This window comes from Faecalimonas sp. (genome assembly GCA_029264305.1).
In the GTDB taxonomy this organism is placed as follows: Bacteria; Bacillota; Clostridia; order Lachnospirales; family Lachnospiraceae; genus Faecalimonas.
In genome coordinates, this window is the sequence record JARICA010000017.1 from 86,161 (window position 1) to 103,276 (window position 17,116).

Annotated in this window: 13 protein-coding genes, 1 tRNA gene and 1 other annotated feature; of the genes, 1 reads left to right on the plus strand and 13 read right to left on the minus strand. The window is 33.9% G+C overall.

Annotated features, from left to right (window positions below):
* Positions 1 to 118: 118 nt before the first annotated feature.
* A complete protein-coding gene (locus tag ACY2U7_RS04950; RefSeq protein WP_461812508.1) occupies positions 119 to 406 on the plus strand; it encodes a hypothetical protein in 288 nt (95 codons plus the stop codon).
* Positions 407 to 452: 46 nt separating this feature from the next.
* Here the strand turns inward: ACY2U7_RS04950 and pdxR are convergent, their stop codons facing one another.
* The 13 genes from pdxR to ACY2U7_RS05015 form a co-directional block, all read right to left on the minus strand.
* The gene (pdxR, locus tag ACY2U7_RS04955) at positions 453 to 1,859 is read right to left on the minus strand and encodes a MocR-like pyridoxine biosynthesis transcription factor PdxR (RefSeq protein WP_461812509.1); all 1,407 of its coding nucleotides are present in this window, start codon (positions 1,857 to 1,859) and stop codon (positions 453 to 455) included.
* Positions 1,852 to 2,370 (minus strand): GrpB family protein, encoded by a 519-nt coding sequence (locus ACY2U7_RS04960; protein WP_461812510.1) that lies wholly within the window; start codon positions 2,368 to 2,370, stop codon positions 1,852 to 1,854. Before ACY2U7_RS04960 ends, pdxR begins: the two co-directional genes overlap by 8 nt.
* Positions 2,371 to 2,430: 60 nt before the next feature.
* Complete coding sequence (locus ACY2U7_RS04965) at positions 2,431 to 4,098, minus strand: glutamine--tRNA ligase/YqeY domain fusion protein (RefSeq protein WP_461812511.1); 1,668 nt, start codon at positions 4,096 to 4,098, stop codon at positions 2,431 to 2,433.
* A 357-nt stretch (positions 4,099 to 4,455) separates the two neighbouring features.
* Positions 4,456 to 4,528, minus strand: a tRNA-Thr gene (locus ACY2U7_RS04970).
* Between the two features lie 58 nt (positions 4,529 to 4,586).
* Positions 4,587 to 5,195: an RNA polymerase sporulation sigma factor SigH gene (sigH, locus tag ACY2U7_RS04975; protein ID WP_461812512.1), complete on the minus strand. Its 609-nt coding sequence runs from the start codon at positions 5,193 to 5,195 to the stop codon at positions 4,587 to 4,589.
* Between the two features lie 23 nt (positions 5,196 to 5,218).
* A complete protein-coding gene (gene rlmB / locus ACY2U7_RS04980; RefSeq protein ID WP_461812513.1) occupies positions 5,219 to 5,962 on the minus strand; it encodes a 23S rRNA (guanosine(2251)-2'-O)-methyltransferase RlmB in 744 nt (247 codons plus the stop codon).
* A gap of 9 nt (positions 5,963 to 5,971) precedes the next feature.
* Entirely contained in the window at positions 5,972 to 6,421 is a 450-nt protein-coding gene (locus ACY2U7_RS04985) for a Mini-ribonuclease 3 (protein ID WP_461815975.1), read from the minus strand.
* The gene (cysS, locus tag ACY2U7_RS04990; RefSeq protein WP_461815976.1) at positions 6,406 to 7,812 is read right to left on the minus strand and encodes a cysteine--tRNA ligase; all 1,407 of its coding nucleotides are present in this window, start codon (positions 7,810 to 7,812) and stop codon (positions 6,406 to 6,408) included. Before cysS ends, ACY2U7_RS04985 begins: the two co-directional genes overlap by 16 nt.
* Complete coding sequence (epsC, locus tag ACY2U7_RS04995) at positions 7,799 to 8,491, minus strand: serine O-acetyltransferase EpsC (RefSeq protein ID WP_461815977.1); 693 nt, start codon at positions 8,489 to 8,491, stop codon at positions 7,799 to 7,801. Before epsC ends, cysS begins: the two co-directional genes overlap by 14 nt.
* Before the next feature lie 45 nt (positions 8,492 to 8,536).
* Positions 8,537 to 8,754: a binding site (T-box leader), on the minus strand.
* Between the two features lie 51 nt (positions 8,755 to 8,805).
* A complete protein-coding gene (locus tag ACY2U7_RS05000) occupies positions 8,806 to 9,813 on the minus strand; it encodes a M20/M25/M40 family metallo-hydrolase (RefSeq protein WP_461815978.1) in 1,008 nt (335 codons plus the stop codon).
* Between the two features lie 19 nt (positions 9,814 to 9,832).
* Complete coding sequence (locus tag ACY2U7_RS05005; protein ID WP_461815979.1) at positions 9,833 to 10,915, minus strand: GNAT family N-acetyltransferase; 1,083 nt, start codon at positions 10,913 to 10,915, stop codon at positions 9,833 to 9,835.
* Positions 10,916 to 11,461: a 2-C-methyl-D-erythritol 2,4-cyclodiphosphate synthase gene (gene ispF, locus ACY2U7_RS05010; RefSeq protein ID WP_461812519.1), complete on the minus strand. Its 546-nt coding sequence runs from the start codon at positions 11,459 to 11,461 to the stop codon at positions 10,916 to 10,918.
* Between the two features lie 126 nt (positions 11,462 to 11,587).
* On the minus strand, positions 11,588 to 17,017 hold the full coding sequence (locus ACY2U7_RS05015; protein WP_461815980.1) for a glycoside hydrolase domain-containing protein: 5,430 nt from the start codon (positions 17,015 to 17,017) through the stop codon (positions 11,588 to 11,590).
* Between the last annotated feature and the right edge of the window lie 99 nt (positions 17,018 to 17,116).

The window sequence follows — 17,116 nt, forward strand, 5'->3', positions numbered from 1 at the left end:
TTCCTATAGCAAATATTCTAACATACTTATATTTTATTCTCAATAAGCCTTTTCTTTTTACATAAAATGGATTACAATAGTAATACTACATTAATAGTAATGAAAGGAGTATACTAACATGGCAAATAATAAATGGGGAAAAAGACTTTTCGGATTGGTTGCTATTGGCGCTACTATTGGTGGAACAGTTGCTTATTTCAGTAAAAAGAATCACCGTTGCAATAATGAAGATGAGTTCTCAGATGATTTTGAAAATGAAGACTTTGATTTAGACGAAGACTTAAAAGAGGCTACATCTAGAGAATATGTATCTTTAACTCCTGATACTTCTTCTGATGCTGAAGCACCTTTATCTTCTTCCGAGGAAGTTCAATCTGAAGAACCACTAGAATCTGACAACGAATAATACTCAAAGGGAAATTTGATAACACATATCAAATTTCCCTTTTTCTTTAAAACAATTCACGCCATGCAGAAATTAATTGTTGCACACCCTCTTTTATTTCTTCCTCTTGCATATTAGCATATCCAAGTAAAATCGTAGGATTTAATTTTTTTTCTGTACACACATCATAGGCAGACAATCCATATACTTTAATTCCTATACTTTTAGCACGTTCTATTAATTCTATTTCTGCTACTTGAGATGGAAACGTAAGCAATAAATGCACTCCAGCATTTTCTCCTGATATTTTACATTTTTTCAATAATGGTTTTAAACTATTAATCATGACATCATGACGACTTTTATACACTCCCCTCATTTTATTCAAATGGCGTTCATAATACCCTTGCTGAATAAACTGATGAATAATCTGCTGATCTACTCTTGAAACTGTAGAATTAAGAAATCTCCCTTTTTCTTTATAAACCTTTAATAAGGGTTTGGGCAAAACAAGATAACTCACACGAATAGCCGGAGCTATCGACTTAGAAAATGTTCCTATATAAATGACTTTATCATTACGATCATAACCTTGCAAGGCAGGAATCGGTTTTCCCTTATATCGAAATTCACTGTCATAATCATCTTCAATAATATATCTGCCGTCTTTTTCTGCTGCCCATCGCAATAGTTCCATTCGTCGTTGTATCGGCATGATAATTCCAAGTGGATACTGATGTGATGGCATGACATAAGCTATATCGGCTTGTACTTTTCTTAGTTCATCTACTCGCATCCCTTTTTCATCCATTTCTACCGTTCTAGTTTCATAATCTAATTGTTGAAATAAACGATACGCCTGTCGGTATGTTGGATTTTCAAATGCAATTCGATGTTTTCCTTTTAAAATCATTTGTAATAGCATTAAAAGATAGTCATTTCCTGCTCCCACAATAATTTGTTCCGCCTCGCAATTCACTCCTCTTGATTGATAAAGATAGTGGCAAAGAGTATCCCTTAATTCATATTCCCCTTGCGAATTCCCCGCTTTAAAAAATGTTGCCTTATCATCAGCCAACACATCTTTAGCTAATTTCCTCCACACCCGATATGGAAAACTATTTAAATCAATTCCGTTAGGTGTAAAATCATACGCATACTCTATTTCCTTTTTTTCTTCTTTTATCAAAACTGTTTCTTCTGCTTGTTTCCACTGATATAAATCATCAATTTTTGTTACAAAAAATCCTTTATATGCCCGTGCCTCTACATACCCTTCTGCTACCAGTTGTTCGTAAGCTAATTCCACAGTGCTTCTACTAATATCCAAATGCTTTGCCAACGCTCTTGTTGACGGTAACTTATCTCCACATTTAATTTTTCTAGATTGAATATCATTTTTTATATAAATATAAATCTGCTCATATAAAGGAATTTGAGATTTAGTTTCTAAACGGATTGTCAACTCATTCATTTTTCCACTCCAACGCCTGTCTTTCCATAGTTTTTACAAATGGATCTTTTCCATTGCAGTACCCTTCACTATCAAATGTAAATTTTATGGCTAATTTCTGCTTTAACAAACTATATTCTTCTGCTTTCTTCGGATTTTCACGCAAGTAGTCACGAACCGCAAGATGACGCTGTATCTCTGTCTGATTACTTTTCTCAAAAATATGAATATGATGTGTTCGGTTATCTCCACCTTTCATAAAAAAACGCCGTCCAGTTATTCCAAACTCGCCTTTACACTCATAACCAATCTGCTCAAACTCCTTATTATGTTTATCAACCAAACTAATTTTTTTGACAACAGGCATAATATCAATAACTGGTTTTGCCCAAAGATTTTTCACCGAAGTGGAACCAATATGATGAATTTCAACTACATTTTCTCCTAATATTTTTCTAATATTTTCTGCCTCATTAATAAACATTTTTTCCCATTCCGCTCGGTATGAAACAACTTCTATTTTTCGTGCCACCTTCTATCACTTCCTTCTAACAGTATAAAATAAGAGCGGATTTTTCCGCTCTTATCATGTTTATTTTGGTAATTTAAATGAACTTTTTAATGATACAATTCTGTTAAAAACAAGTGCATCTGGTTTTGAATCTTTTGCATCAACACAGAAATATCCTTGTCTTACAAATTGGAAACTATCATATGCTTTTGCGTCAGCAAAACTTGGTTCTAAATAACACTCTTTCAAAATTGTCAATGAATTTGGATTTAAATTCAAAGAACCATCTTCTTTGTTGTATACGCCCTTTTCTTCATCTACAATATTTTCATATAAACGTACTTCCGCTTTTGTTGCGTATGGGGCTGGAACCCAGTGAATTGTTCCTTTGACTTTTCGGCCTGTAAATCCTGTTCCACACTTTGTTTCAGGATCATATGTACAATGAATTTCTACGATTTTTCCATTTTCATCTTTTACAAAACTTTCGCATTTCACAAAATATGCATGCATCAAGCGTACTTCATTACCTGGGAACAATCTGAAATATTTCTTTGGTGGTTCTTCCATAAAGTCCTCACGATCAATATAAAGTTCACGACAAAATGGTACTTTTCTAAATCCTAGTTCTTCATTCTCCAAATTATTCGCTACATCTAAATATTCAACTTGTCCTTCTGGATAATTATCAATAATTAATTTAATCGGATCTAATACTGCCATCATTCGTGGTTTTTTCATTTTTAAATCTTCACGAATGCAGTATTCAAGCATCGCATAATCCACAGAACCGTTACTCTTAGATATACCACATAAATCTACAAACATTTTAATTGATTCTGGTGTAAATCCTCTTCTTCTTAATGCTGCAATAGAAACAAGTCTTGGATCATCCCATCCATCTACAATACCATCTTCTACTAATTTTTTAATATAACGTTTTCCTGTTACAACATTTGTCAAATACAATTTTGAAAATTCTATCTGTCTTGGAGCTGGATTAAACTCGCACTCTCTTACTACCCAATCATAAAGTGGTCTATGATCCTCAAATTCCAATGTACAAATAGAATGGGTAATCTTCTCAATTGCATCTTCAATTGGATGAGCAAAATCATACATCGGATAAATACACCATTTATCACCGGTATTATGATGTGTCATATGAGCTACACGATAGATAATTGGATCACGCATATTGATATTAGGAGATGCCATATCAATTTTTGCACGAAGCACTCTTTCTCCATCCTCAAACTCTCCATTTTTCATCGCTTCAAATAATTCAAGGTTTTCTTCCACCGTTCTATCTCTATACGGACTGTTTTTCCCAGGTTCTTTAAGAGTTCCTCGATATTCTCGAATTTCTTCAGGAGTTAAATCACATACATATGCTTTTCCTTTTTTGATTAATTTAACTGCACATTCATACATTGCCTCAAAATAATCTGATGCAAAAAACAAATTCTCTTTCCAATCTGCACCAAGCCACTTGATATCTTCTTTAATTGACTCTACAAATTCAACTTTCTCTTTTGTTGGGTTTGTATCATCAAAACGCATATGAAATGTTCCATTATATTTTTGTGCCAATCCATAATTTAATAAAATTGACTTTGCATGTCCAATATGAAGATATCCATTCGGTTCAGGTGGAAATCTTGTACATACAGTATCGTATACACCTTCTCTTAAATCTTTATCAATTTCTTGTTCAATAAAGTTTTTTGAAACTACTTCGTTTTCCATATTATCCTCCAGCTCTCCTATATTTCCTTTTGTTTACACAAAATATCATCAGTATCTTTATATATTACCACAAATTATAATAGCAAACAACTTTTTTCCGTTTTATTCTAAGCAATGTTTTTCTTAATATGTTCGTATTTAAAATATACTGTTCAAAAAATTTTCACAAAATCATCATTTTTTTATCACACTTCTAAAATATAATCTTACTTGTAAAGTTAATAAAACTTTTTTCATTAACTTTTCTTTTTCATAACCAAGCCGGTCAGCGACCGGCTTTTCCTCATTTTAGTTATCTTTTATATTTTTTGATAAAAAAACATCGGCCTTCTTATTACTAAGAATCCGATGTTTTTAAGCTGTTGGCGGGACTTGAACCCGTGACCTCCGCCTTACCAAGGCGACGCGCTACCGACTGTGCCACAACAGCATATCTGTATACAACGTATTTAATATACAATATATACTTGCTGTTTGTCAATGCATTTTTACCGCCCTGTTTTTTCTTTAACTATCTTCTCTGTCTTTGCTTTTATTCTTTGTAATGCATTATCAATGGATTTTGGAGTTTTCTTCAAAACTTTTGCTATTTTTTGATAATCCATTCCATATAAATGCAAATACAATACTGTATTTTCAAATTCACTAAGACTTCTTTTTAACTCTACTTCAAGTATTTGTAAGTATTCTTTATCTAAGAACAATGCTTCTGGATTATTTTCTTTAACAGCTTGAATCGTGTCTATCAACGGCTGTTCATCCTTATCCTCATAAATGGATACATACGAATTCAGCGGGATATGCTTTTGCCTTTTTGACGCTTCAATGGCCGTATACATCTGTCTTGAAATACATAGGTCAGCAAAATGATAAAAAGAAGTTTCCTGCTTTTCATCGTAATCTCTTATTGCTTTAAACAGACCAATCATCCCTTCTTGAATCAAATCATCATTTTCTCCCCCAAGCAAAAACATCGCTTTTGCTTTTTTTCTAACAAGATTCTTATACTTATTAATAATATAATCCGTTATCTCTTTTTTTCCATTTCGCAAACACTTTATCAATTCTTCATCCGTCATCTCGCTGTATCTGCACATATGCACCTCCGGTATTCACACCGTTATGAATTTAATCTCTGTCTTACAATTTCATACGCTAATACTCCAGCTGCCACAGATGCATTCAAAGAATCAATATCTCCCTTCATTGGAATAGAAGCAACAAAGTCACACTTTTCTTTTACGAGACGTCCAACACCCGCCCCTTCATTTCCAATCACTAAACCAATAGGGCCTTTTAAATTCAAACGATACATTGTCTCTCCACCCATATCTGCACAAACAAACCAAAGTCCTTGTTCTTTCAATTCTTCCATTGTTTTTACAATATTAGTCACCTTAGCAACTGGTGTATAATTTAATGCTCCCGCTGAAGTTTTAGCAACTGTCGCTGTCAATCCAACTGCACGACGTTTTGGAATAATCACACCATGGGCACCAGCAAGATTAGCCGTACGAATAATTGCTCCCAAATTATGTGGATCTTCAATATTATCCAAAATAAAGATAAATGGATCTTCTCCCTTTTTTCTTGCTAATTCGAGTATATCTTCTACTTCTGCATATTCATACGCAGCAGCATGTGCAAGCACGCCTTGGTGCTTTCCTGTTTCAGATAATTGATCTAATCTTTCTTTTGAAACAAATTGTAAAATGGTGTCGTGTTTCTTAGCTTCTCTTATAATTGTGCGAATCGGTCCATCTTGACACCCATCTAAAACAAACACTTTATCAATTGTTTTTCCTGAACGAAACGCCTCTATCACTGCATTGCGTCCTTCAATTATTAAACTTTCTTCAGCCATAGTTTTCTCCTATACTTCCTCTTTTTCTATACTATCCAACCCTATTTTCACTAAATCAAGCATTCTCTTCCAATCTTCTTTCAAATAAAGATAGCCTAGCAACGCCTCAAATCCTGTCGCTCTACGATAATCTGTAATCGACTGATTTTTTGCAGGTGAGACTGATTTTGCATTTCTTCCACGTTTATATACTGCTCGTTCTTCATCTGTCAATTCATCTTGCATAGCTCTCATCATCTTCGATTGTGCTGATGCTTGCACAAGACTGCTCGTTTCTTTATGTAGTTTTTGTACTTGCTTATTCCCTCTATTGATCACTAAACTTTTAATAATCAAATCATAAATACTATCACCAATATACGCCAATGTAAGAGGCGAATATTCTCTTATATCCACCTCCTGCATGGAAAATATTTTTTTCATATACTCATTAAAATTTATTTCTATGCTTTTTTCCATTTTACACCTTCACGAGTATCTTCTAAAAGAATACCCTTTTTCAATAACTCATCACGAATTTCATCTGCTCTTTTGAAATTTCTTTCTTTTCTTGCTGCTTGACGTTCTTCAATCAACGCTTCAATATCTTCTGCTAGCATTTCCTCTTCTTTTTCTACAATTAAACCTAACACATCTGATAATTTTACAATTAAATCATATATTTTTTGTAAATATTCTTTTGAAGATTGTGCAGAAGCTGTTGTATTAGCAAATTTTACTAATTCAAAAATAGAAGCAATCGCATCCGCTGTATTAAAATCATCTTCCATGGCAGCTTCATAGGATTTCACAAACTCTTCTGTTTCTTTTACTTTCTCTCTTTCTTCTACTGTCATATCTTCTACAGAAGCAACTCCAAGTAAATGTTTTAAATTTGCCACTGCGGTTAATATACGTTCTAAACCATTAGAAGATGCTTCCATTAAAGAAGCACTGAAATTCAAAGGACTTCTATAATGGGCACTTAACATAAAGAAACGAAGGACTTGTAAATCGTATTTTTCTCCAATTTCTCTCACTGTACGGAAATTTCCAAGTGATTTTGACATTTTGTGATTATCGATATTTAAAAAAGCATTATGCAACCAATATTTAGCAAATTCTTTTCCATTTGTTGCTTCGCTTTGCGCTATTTCATTTTCATGGTGTGGAAAAACCAAGTCTTCTCCCCCGGCATGAATATCTATTTGCTCACCTAAATATTTTTTAGACATTACCGAGCATTCAATATGCCAACCTGGGCGTCCATCACACCATGGTGATTCCCAAGCAGGCTCTCCTTCTTTTTTAGGTTTCCAAAGAACAAAATCCAATGGATCTTCTTTCTCATCTTCTCCTGTTACTAAAAGAGAACGTCCTCCCGATTGCAAATCATCTAAATTCTTATGAGAAAGTTTTCCATAATCTTTGAATTTTCTTGTTCGGAAATAAACAGTTCCATTTTTTTCATAAGCATATCCTTTCTCAATTAAATCTGAAATCATTTCAATCATTCCACATATTTCTTCTGTTGCAAGAGGATGTTTTGTGGCTGGTTTTACATTCATCCCCTCCATATCTTTCTTGCATTCTGCTATATAACGTTGTGAAATTTCATTGGCAGAAACACCTTCTTCAATCGCTTTCTTAATAATCTTATCATCTACATCTGTAAAATTTGACACAAAATTCACTTCATATCCCTTATATTCAAAATATCTTCTTACTGTATCAAATACAATCATCGGTCTTGCATTTCCGATATGTATTAAATTATATACTGTAGGACCACAAACGTACATCTTTACTTTGCCTTCCTCTAATGGTATAAATTCTTCTTTTTTTCTTGTCAATGTATTATATACTTTCATCTTTTCCCTCCTGTTTTTTATGCTTCCTACATCGCATATCTTTTTCCATTTCTTTCAGTTCCTGTTGCAACTGAATATTTCTATTCTGTAGTTCTTTGATATCATTTCGTACTGGATCAGGCAAATGAATCTGATCTAAATCCATACGGGGTATCTTTTGATCTCCCATACGAACAATTCTCCCTGGGACTCCTACAACGGTACAATTTGGTGGTACTGCTTCCAAAACAACAGATCCTGCACCTATTTTTGCATTTTTACCAATGGTAAATGAACCTAATATTTTCGCCCCTGCAGAAACCATTACATTATCCTCAAGTGTTGGATGTCTTTTCCCTTTCTCTTTCCCAGTTCCTCCAAGTGTTACTCCCTGATATAAAGTTACATTATTTCCAATAACAGTTGTTTCACCTATAATCACTCCGTTCCCATGATCGATAAAAAAACCTTTACCAATGACTGCTCCCGGATGAATTTCAATTCCTGTTTTTCTTGCTGCACGCTGTGAAATCCAACGTGCTAAAAAATAATGTTTTTTCAAATATAATTTATGTGCTAAACGATACTTTAGCATTACTTTAAAACTTGGATACAGAAATATTTCCATATTGCTTTTTATCGCTGGATCACGTTCTTTAATGACTTGCAATTCTTCTTTTATATAAGCAATCAAATTCATGATTTTACAACCCTTTCTAGCAAAGAAACAAAAAACTTCGCCTCACTAAGAGACGAAGTTTTATCCGCGATTCCACTCTCATAAAGGGATATCCCCCTTCACTCAAAACACGTAACGTGTGCTACCGTATACAGCTACTTTGTTATTCACCGTATCTGCTCCCGAATGCACTTCACATTTCTTTCACTTGGATTGCTTTCAGCCGATGACAATTCCTCTCTGTTAGTTTCCAAAATGTTACTCTTTTCGTTCTTTGCATTTACAATATATGTTATAGTGTATGCAAAAATATCTTGTTTGTCAACTGTAAATACTTAAGCATTTTCTAAATAAGCTGTTAACAATTCCACTGTATATTCTAAATCTTTTTTGTCTACCACCTCTGCCGGACTATGCATATAGCGCAATGGAATAGAAACTAATACAACAGGAACTCCTTTTCCTACGATATGAATTTCATCTGCATCTGTACAACTTCTTTCACCACTAACTTCCACTTGATATGGGATTCCCTTTTCTTTTGCCAATTCCATAAGTTTTTGATTGATTTTCTTGTCACAAATCGGGTTAATACAAAGTACTGGACCTTTCCCCAATTCTACTTCCCCCCATTTTGCATTTGTCATTCCTTCATAATCACTGGTGTATGTTACATCTACCACAATAGCTTCTGTCGGTTTTACTCGATTCGCTACCCAAACAGCACCATGCTGACTTGTTTCTTCTCCAACTGTTCCAGCCCCGATAATAGTCGCCTTATGTTGTTTCTCTCTCATACGTTTTAATGTTTCCATAACAACATACACACCTGATTTATCATCTAACCCTCTTGCTGACACACGGTCATTCATTAATTGTCGAATGTGTGTGTCAAAAACAACAGCATTTCCTAATTGTACCTTGGAAAAAGCCTCCTCTTTCGTTTTTGCACCTATATCAATCAATATATCCGTTGCTGTAAACTCATTATTTTTCAACATATTAGAGTGAACAACCACACTACCATACACTTCTCCATTTGCTGTACAAATCTTAACCCCATGTCCTACATATAGTTTTGCATTAAATCCTCCAGCATTTGTTACTTTCAAAAATCCGTTCTCTGTAGCTCCTGTAACCAAAAGTCCAATCTCATCTATATGAGCCGTCATTAAAATTCTTTTTTCTCCAAAACCATCTAAAAAATATATACTATCACCTATACTGTCAGTATTCTCTTCAAAAGAATCTCCCATGTACTCTTTTAATACTTTTCTTACAGAAAATTCATCTCCTGAAACAGAAGGAACTTCCAACAAAGTTTGCAACAAATTTTCTCTCATTTTTTCTTCTCCTTCATAATCACACGATTTCATTTATATACACTTTTGTAAGTGGAATAATTTTCGATAATTCCTTTTTTGCTTTTAGAGGAACTTGAAGTTCCTCTAGATCCATCATTCCAAACAGTATGCTTGTCAAATCTCCAACATCTATACATACACATTCTTCTGTTTCATCTATTTTCTCTACATCTATTGTATTACTTCCTTTCAAAAAATAACACCCTATACTTGCATCCATTAATGTATCCCATATATTTAACTTCAATTCAATAGTTTCTTTTATTTTCATACAAGAAAACATTCTTTTTACATCTAAAATTTTTGCCATAATTATCGACTTTTCCACATCGCCATATCCCAAAAACTTTATCTGTTTTTTCCCACCAAGATGTAGAAATATACACGACAAAATTTCATCCGCATTTCCCTCAAACAATGGTTCGCGAATTTCATATTCTTCTCCTAACGCATAAGGAAATACACCTATTATCTTTTGATTCTCTTTTACAATAAGGATACCGCCCCTCTCACTTTTTTCTTCTTCTAAAAGCACCTCATAATACTTCTTATCCCTTTTTGTAAAAACTTCATATCTACTCTGTAAAATATTATTGGAGAATTTTGCAATTTCCTTACAATCTTCTTTCGTTGCATTGGTAATTTCCCATGATCCTTTATCCTCTGTAGCTCTATTCATTTTCCCTTGCAGTTGTCGATAGATATATCTAAACCCATGGGGATAATAAATCTGTTCTGCTGCCGGCATTAAAAAAGTGAATGGCTCTTGATTCGCTTTCATGGCAGAAAGAGCCTCTTTTAATAACATTTTCATCATTCCTTGATGTCTATATTTTTCTTCTGTTGCCACCGCAACAATATAATGGGTCGCAAAACTTTCTCCTGCAACTTCCATCGTATATGGATTAAGATGAAGCATAGCACATATGTGTCCCTCTTTTTCCACTACATAGATTTCATTCTCTTTCACTTTTACCGAATAATAATAGTCTAAAAAATTTTTTGTATCCTCGGAAAACACTTCTTCCCATAGTTTTCTTGTTCTACTATGTTCTTCTTTTTGTAATTTGCGAACTTTCATCTACTTATTCCTTCCGCATCCACAGCAACTCGAACAATCATTTTCATCATCCGCCACTTTATAACTATAGTTTGTCATTTTCTCCAATGCACAAATTGCTTGTGAAGATATTCCTTCCCCTACTCCTGTAAATCCAAGACCTTCTTCTGTTGTAGCTTTCACATTAATTTGATTTTCTTCAATTTGTAAAGTAGCTGCAATATTTTTTTTCATTTGCTCAATATAAGGCTTCATTTTTGGTTTTTGTGCAATAATCGTAGCATCAATATTCTCAATTATATATGCATGTTCTTCTAGTAACTTTCCAACATGTCCCAAAAGAAGAACACTAGAAATTCCTTTATATTTTTCATCTGTATCCGGAAAATGTGTACCAATATCACCAAGTCCTGCAGCTCCTAAAAGAGCATCCATGATTGCATGAAGAAGAACATCTGCATCAGAATGACCTAAAAGACCTTTTTCATAAGGTATTTTCACTCCACCCAAAATCAGTTCTCTTTCTTCTACAAGACGATGTACGTCATAACCCATTCCAACTCGCATAGTTTTCCCTCCATTTTAATTCTAGCATTATTAATTTAATATTAACGCTTATTTTATCATATTTTCTATATCTTGCCTAGTCAAAGCAAATAGGCTATATGCTTAACATATAGCCCATTTCACCTCTTATTTATTCATTTTTCTTCTTCTAATCACAACAGCACCAATTGCCAATGCAAAAATTCCAAAACTTGCCCACATTCCTATATGGTTCAAATCTCCTGTTTTTACTGTGTTGTTTTGTGTCCCTTGTGTATTATTCGGTTTATGATTTGATGAATTATTTGGCTTCTCATCTGGTTTGTTATTTGGCTTTTCTTGATTTGGTTTTTTCACCAAACCTTCTATCGCCTTATCCAATCCGTTGATTGCTGCAAACAGTTCTTCTTTTGTTGCATTTTCATTTTTTAAAATCAACTCTGCATTTTCAATTGATTTTTTTAATGCATTCACAGATTCTTCCGTACAATCATCTGTGTTTTTTCTCTTTGCCTCTTCTAATTTTTTCTCCAATTGTTTTCTCAATCCACCTAAATTTTCTTCTTTTACAAGGCCTTTATATGCTTTTTCTAAAATTACTTTTGCATTATCCACTTCAATCTGTTGCACTTTTAAACTCGCAAGGACTTCTTGAGCTTCTTTGAGTGCTTTAGCAAATTTTTCAAAAGAATCTTTGTCATATCCTGCCGAAGAGATATCTTTACAGCTATCTACTAACTGTTGCAATCTGCTTTTATCTACCATTCCCGCTTTCTGTTCAATTTCACCTAGTGTAAATTTCGCTTGACGAATATAACACAAATCTGTTGTTGCATTGTATCTGCCAGTATTCGGATCAACATAATTCAATGAATATTCTTTATCCCAATGTCCATATGAATCCATAACAAATGTTCCGTTTGGTTGTACAGTAAGACCGGTATATCCTGTATCTCCTGATTTTGCATTATTTGTCCAATCCTCATCCAACAATATTCTAAATTGTCCTTCGTTTTGTTCCATTAAGTCTTCATAAGTACCAACCCAAGCAATCCAATCCCCAGCCATCCAATCATTATTCTCAATCTTTTCGTTATTATTATAATCTAGTATAATTTCACGGAATGTTACAACAAGTCGATTACTAATTGGATCATATATTGCTTTGTGACGTTCTCCTTGAAGTGCTCCTTGTAATTCTTCTGGTTCACTCCATGTTTCCCCTTCATCATCTGAATAAAACATTAATGAACGATGTTGATGTGACTGTGTTCTCGCTAATGCAACGATTCTTTTTCCATTAGGCGAACGGAACATCCCCACTTCGCAAATTTGCGCCGATTGCTCAATCGAACGATATTGTTTTAAATATTCTTCTGGTGTTGACCATTGTGGCTCACCATGTTCATCAAAAGTTAAATATGTTTTGTAGTTTACAAATGTTTTACTATCATGGTAAACACCCATCCATTTATCGATAAATTTACCTGATTCATCTTTCAACTGTACAAGACTTGCCATTGCAACAGTTGAAAAGTTTTTACTTCCATCTTTTCTTGTTGGACAATATGTCTTAGATTCTGTCCATGTTTTTCCACCATTATTAGAAACAGACATATCCCATCCACCCATTGTATTTCCATGCCATTCAGGTCGTCCTGTGATTAGTACAATCTTTTCTGATCCATCTGTCATATCTAAACGATACATCGTTGGAGTTTCCAGTGAATTTTTCCAACTTTCTGGTATAGTTGTTTTTTCTACCCATGTTTCTCCAGCATCTTCACTTATTTTCATTACAAGTGGACCACAACCATGTCCTTTCGGATAAGCAGTAATCAATGTTTTATTATCCTTTAACATAACCATATCTGGTTGACCAAGATACTGATTGTTTTTATCAGTTGGTTTGTCAATATCACTTTGATTTTCCTCTGGTAAAACAAACTGTGGAATTGTATAGTGTAATTTTAAATCCTTCTTTACATGAACCGTTACATTCTCTTTGTATCCTCCAGCTTTATTTTCTACGATAATCTTTGCTACACCTTTTTTGTGTGACATAACTACGCCATCTGTATTCACACTTGCCACCTTGTCATTTGAAGATGTGAACGTAATTGTTTTGTCATCGGAATCTGATACTAAGTCTGTTTCAATTTCATACTGTTGTCCCTCTGTTAACGTAATTTCTGTGACAGAAAGGTTTAATCCTTTTGTTTTTAATGATTCTTTTACTTCTTCTTGTGTTAGTGCACGATTATATATTTTTAAATCATCCACTTTCCCTTCAAAACCTTCTCCTCCAATAACATCAATCGGTGCATAAAAATCATTTGATTTTGTCCACTGATTTGTGGCAATCAATTTTCCGTTGATATAAAGGCACAATCCATTGTTCTTATCATTTGTCCATGTAAGATGTACCCATTGTTTTACTGGCACTTCAGATGGAAATGTCAAAACTCCTCCTGCTGTAGCATTTACATGTACACCTGCTTTTAAATTTCCTACTGCAATTTTATTATCAAAAGAGCGTTCTTTACCTTTGCTTGTTAAAACAGAGTTTCTTCCCCCTTGTTCACCTTCATCATATACCCAGTAACCTACTGTCCAATCATGATTCAAATTTTTATTTTCCTCAAAAGAAACTGTATTCCCTTTTTTAATTGCTATTGCTTTTCCTTCTTTTCCTTCTACAAATTGAGCGCCCTGATTTGTACCATTCCGATTTCCCCATTTATCATTCACATCTTTTTCAAATGAGTAATACGATACTTGCGTTGCTTTATCAATTTCAATTGGTTTTACATTGATATTAATTTTAGCTGTTTTTTTCGTATCTTGAAGAGAAGTCGCTGTAATTGTTACTGTTCCTGTTTTCTTTCCTGTTACTAAACCATCTTTGGAAACGTTTGCTATTTTATTTGAAGATGTTGTCCATTTCACTTGCTTATTTAATAAATTATCTGGTTTTAATTCTGCATGAAGCTGTAATGTTTTTCCTACAGTTACATTCTGAGAAGAACCTTCTTTAATCGCAAGAGATTCCACTTTTGTTGTACCTTTTTTCTTTAATGCTTCATATTCTTTTGTTAATTCAGTAATTTTTGACTTAATTGTTTTCATATCATCTGCAAGAGCATTTTTCCCTGCTTTTGTCAAATAATATTGTTTCGCATCATACTTAGGTTTAACTGTTTTTAATAAGGCATCTACTTTTGTTCCCATTGCAGTTACTTCGTTTTTCATCTGCATTAACTTGTTTACATCTCTAACACCTTCTGCCATTTTTTCTAATCGAAGGCTAGATTTTGACACTGGATTTTGGGAATCTTTTTCATCTGGGAAAATAAGGAAACAATCCCCTGCTTCAAATGCATTATGTGTCGTATCTCGAAGCGGGTCTTTCACCCATGAATCATAGGCCCAACGAAGATACCCTTCTCCACCAACAGAATATGAATACAGCATTGTCCAATAACTTTCCCCTGGAGCACTCAAAGAAAAATTACCTGGAATATGTCCTGTACAAGTATAGATTGTTGTTCTAAGTCCTGCCTCTTCTCTTTCCTGTCTTAATTTTTCAAACTCTGCAGGATGTTGTTTTACAGCAATCGAACCAACATTCAAGTCATCAACACGCATTGCCATTGCTTTTTTCTCTACAAATCCATCCATAGCACCTGCTGTCTTAAATGGTTCTCCATCTTTTCCTACAATTTTATCAATAAGATCAAAGGCTCGCATATCAAATCCACGCTCATCAATTCCGATATACGTTTCTTCTTTCCACCCTTTTTCTTCCATATGATTCATCAGATTTTTCAAAAATGCTGTCCACATATTTGTCCATTCAGATGAACCTGTCTCTAACGTTACTGTAACATTTTCCTTTTTCTTCTCATCATAATATGTCACCTTATGATTCCACGGTATAATGCTATAACATACGATTTTATCTCCAATATTCAGTTTCTTATTAAATGAAATCCATTTATCAAAATCCGCATAATTAAATGAAAATTGTCCATTTTCCTTTTTTGTCCACTTAATCATAGAAGGAAATTTTACTGATTTTTCTCCATATGTTTGCCCAGCCCATGCATCATCTACAATTGTTGTTGTAATTGCATGTCCTCCTATAGATTTATATTTTTCCATATGTGGTTTCAAAATTTCAAAATGTTTTTGAGAAAATGGTTCTACTCCATAATATTCAGCTACACGATATGGGTTTTGCCATAATTCAATATCAAACCCTTCTTTAAATTCCGTGGCATCTTTTAATGTAGCATCTGCCACATGCAATGTATATGTAAATGTAAGTGGAGTATTTACTTTATCTCCTTTTACAGTTACTGTTCCTGTGTAATCCCCAGCTTTTACATCCTTTGGAACATTTACAGATAACCAAACATTCTGCAAAGTCTTAGACGGAACTGTAATTGGTGTTGTCTGATAAAGTACCTCACTTGCTTCTTTCCGATTTCCTGCTGGAAGTGGACGATTTGGATCTCCATATCCACTCATCCCCGTATAGGCTTGTACAGACTTAATAAAGGATGCTTCTATATTTTTTTTATCTATTTTAGTTCCATTTGTAGATACAAAATCACTTACCGATACAGATACATTCTTTACCTGTGCATCTTTCGTGTATAAAGAAATTTGAGATACTGCCTTGTCATTTTTCCATGCTGAGAGATCTCCACTTACGACTTTATTCATTTTGCTTACTGTATCGTATTTATCTTCTGTAGTGTATTGTTGATTACTATCTACAATTGTTCCATCCAATTCTGTAATTCCTTCTGTTACTTTTACCTTTACAGTAGATTTCTGCTGATCCTCTTTTGACTCTAAAGTTACTGTAGCTTCTCCAACACCTTCAGCTATCATCTTTCCGTCCTTCGTCACACTAACTACTTTTTCATCGCTAGAAGAAAAAGCGATATTTTTCCTGTCTGCATAAGAAGGTTTTACATCAAACTCAAGTACGCTCTCTCTTCCTTCTGCTAACGTATACTCTTTCTTCTTTGGTTCAATTGATGTCACTTTATAACGATCATGATATACAACTACTTTTCCAGCGTCAATTTTACAATCACTTGCTTTTTCTTCTTTCTCTCCAATTGCAACTGCCTTTAGAATATGTTCTGTTTCAGATAATCCATCAAAAGTATCTATTTTTACTTCCTGTTGATTCGATGGATTATAAAGACTATATGTACCTTTCTCTACTCCATCAATAGTATATTTTACTTTTCCCATTGGGTGATTCTTCCCAGCGTATACATCAATTTTGTGTCCGATAAACTTCACTTCATAATAAGTGGCATTTGGATTTTGTTTGTCAACAGCATTCGACCATGTGTGTACACCATCTCCTTGATCCCACTTCCCTTGTGCAAATGTAAAAAAATTGGTATCTCCACTTTGCTTGGTATAGGGAATCACCGTCGTATATTCCTTTTTCTTTTTCACTTTTCCTTCTGCAGATACTGACATTCCACCGATTTGAACTAACATACACACGGTAAGAAAAAATGCCATCGCTTTTTTCACTTTTTTCATTTTCTTTCCCTTTCTTTTTGTATTTTTCACATTACATTTTTATATATAGTATATATTTTATACGTTTTTAACAATTACTTCAAGTTATTTATCATGATT

Bases quoted from the DNA above. Each gene is read 5' to 3' on its own strand.
- ACY2U7_RS04950 (WP_461812508.1), top strand. From the start codon at position 119: ATGGCAAATAATAAATGGGGAAAAAGACTTTTCGGATTGGTTGCTATT.
- pdxR (WP_461812509.1), bottom strand. From the start codon at position 1,859: ATGAATGAGTTGACAATCCGTTTAGAAACTAAATCTCAAATTCCTTTA.
- ACY2U7_RS04965 (WP_461812511.1), bottom strand. From the start codon at position 4,098: ATGGAAAACGAAGTAGTTTCAAAAAACTTTATTGAACAAGAAATTGAT.
- sigH (WP_461812512.1), bottom strand. From the start codon at position 5,195: ATGTGCAGATACAGCGAGATGACGGATGAAGAATTGATAAAGTGTTTG.
- rlmB (WP_461812513.1), bottom strand. From the start codon at position 5,962: ATGGCTGAAGAAAGTTTAATAATTGAAGGACGCAATGCAGTGATAGAG.
- ACY2U7_RS04985 (WP_461815975.1), bottom strand. From the start codon at position 6,421: ATGGAAAAAAGCATAGAAATAAATTTTAATGAGTATATGAAAAAAATA.
- cysS (WP_461815976.1), bottom strand. From the start codon at position 7,812: ATGAAAGTATATAATACATTGACAAGAAAAAAAGAAGAATTTATACCA.
- epsC (WP_461815977.1), bottom strand. From the start codon at position 8,491: ATGAATTTGATTGCTTATATAAAAGAAGAATTGCAAGTCATTAAAGAA.
- ACY2U7_RS05000 (WP_461815978.1), bottom strand. From the start codon at position 9,813: ATGAGAGAAAATTTGTTGCAAACTTTGTTGGAAGTTCCTTCTGTTTCA.
- ACY2U7_RS05005 (WP_461815979.1), bottom strand. From the start codon at position 10,915: ATGAAAGTTCGCAAATTACAAAAAGAAGAACATAGTAGAACAAGAAAA.
- ispF (WP_461812519.1), bottom strand. From the start codon at position 11,461: ATGCGAGTTGGAATGGGTTATGACGTACATCGTCTTGTAGAAGAAAGA.
- ACY2U7_RS05015 (WP_461815980.1), bottom strand. From the start codon at position 17,017: ATGAAAAAAGTGAAAAAAGCGATGGCATTTTTTCTTACCGTGTGTATG.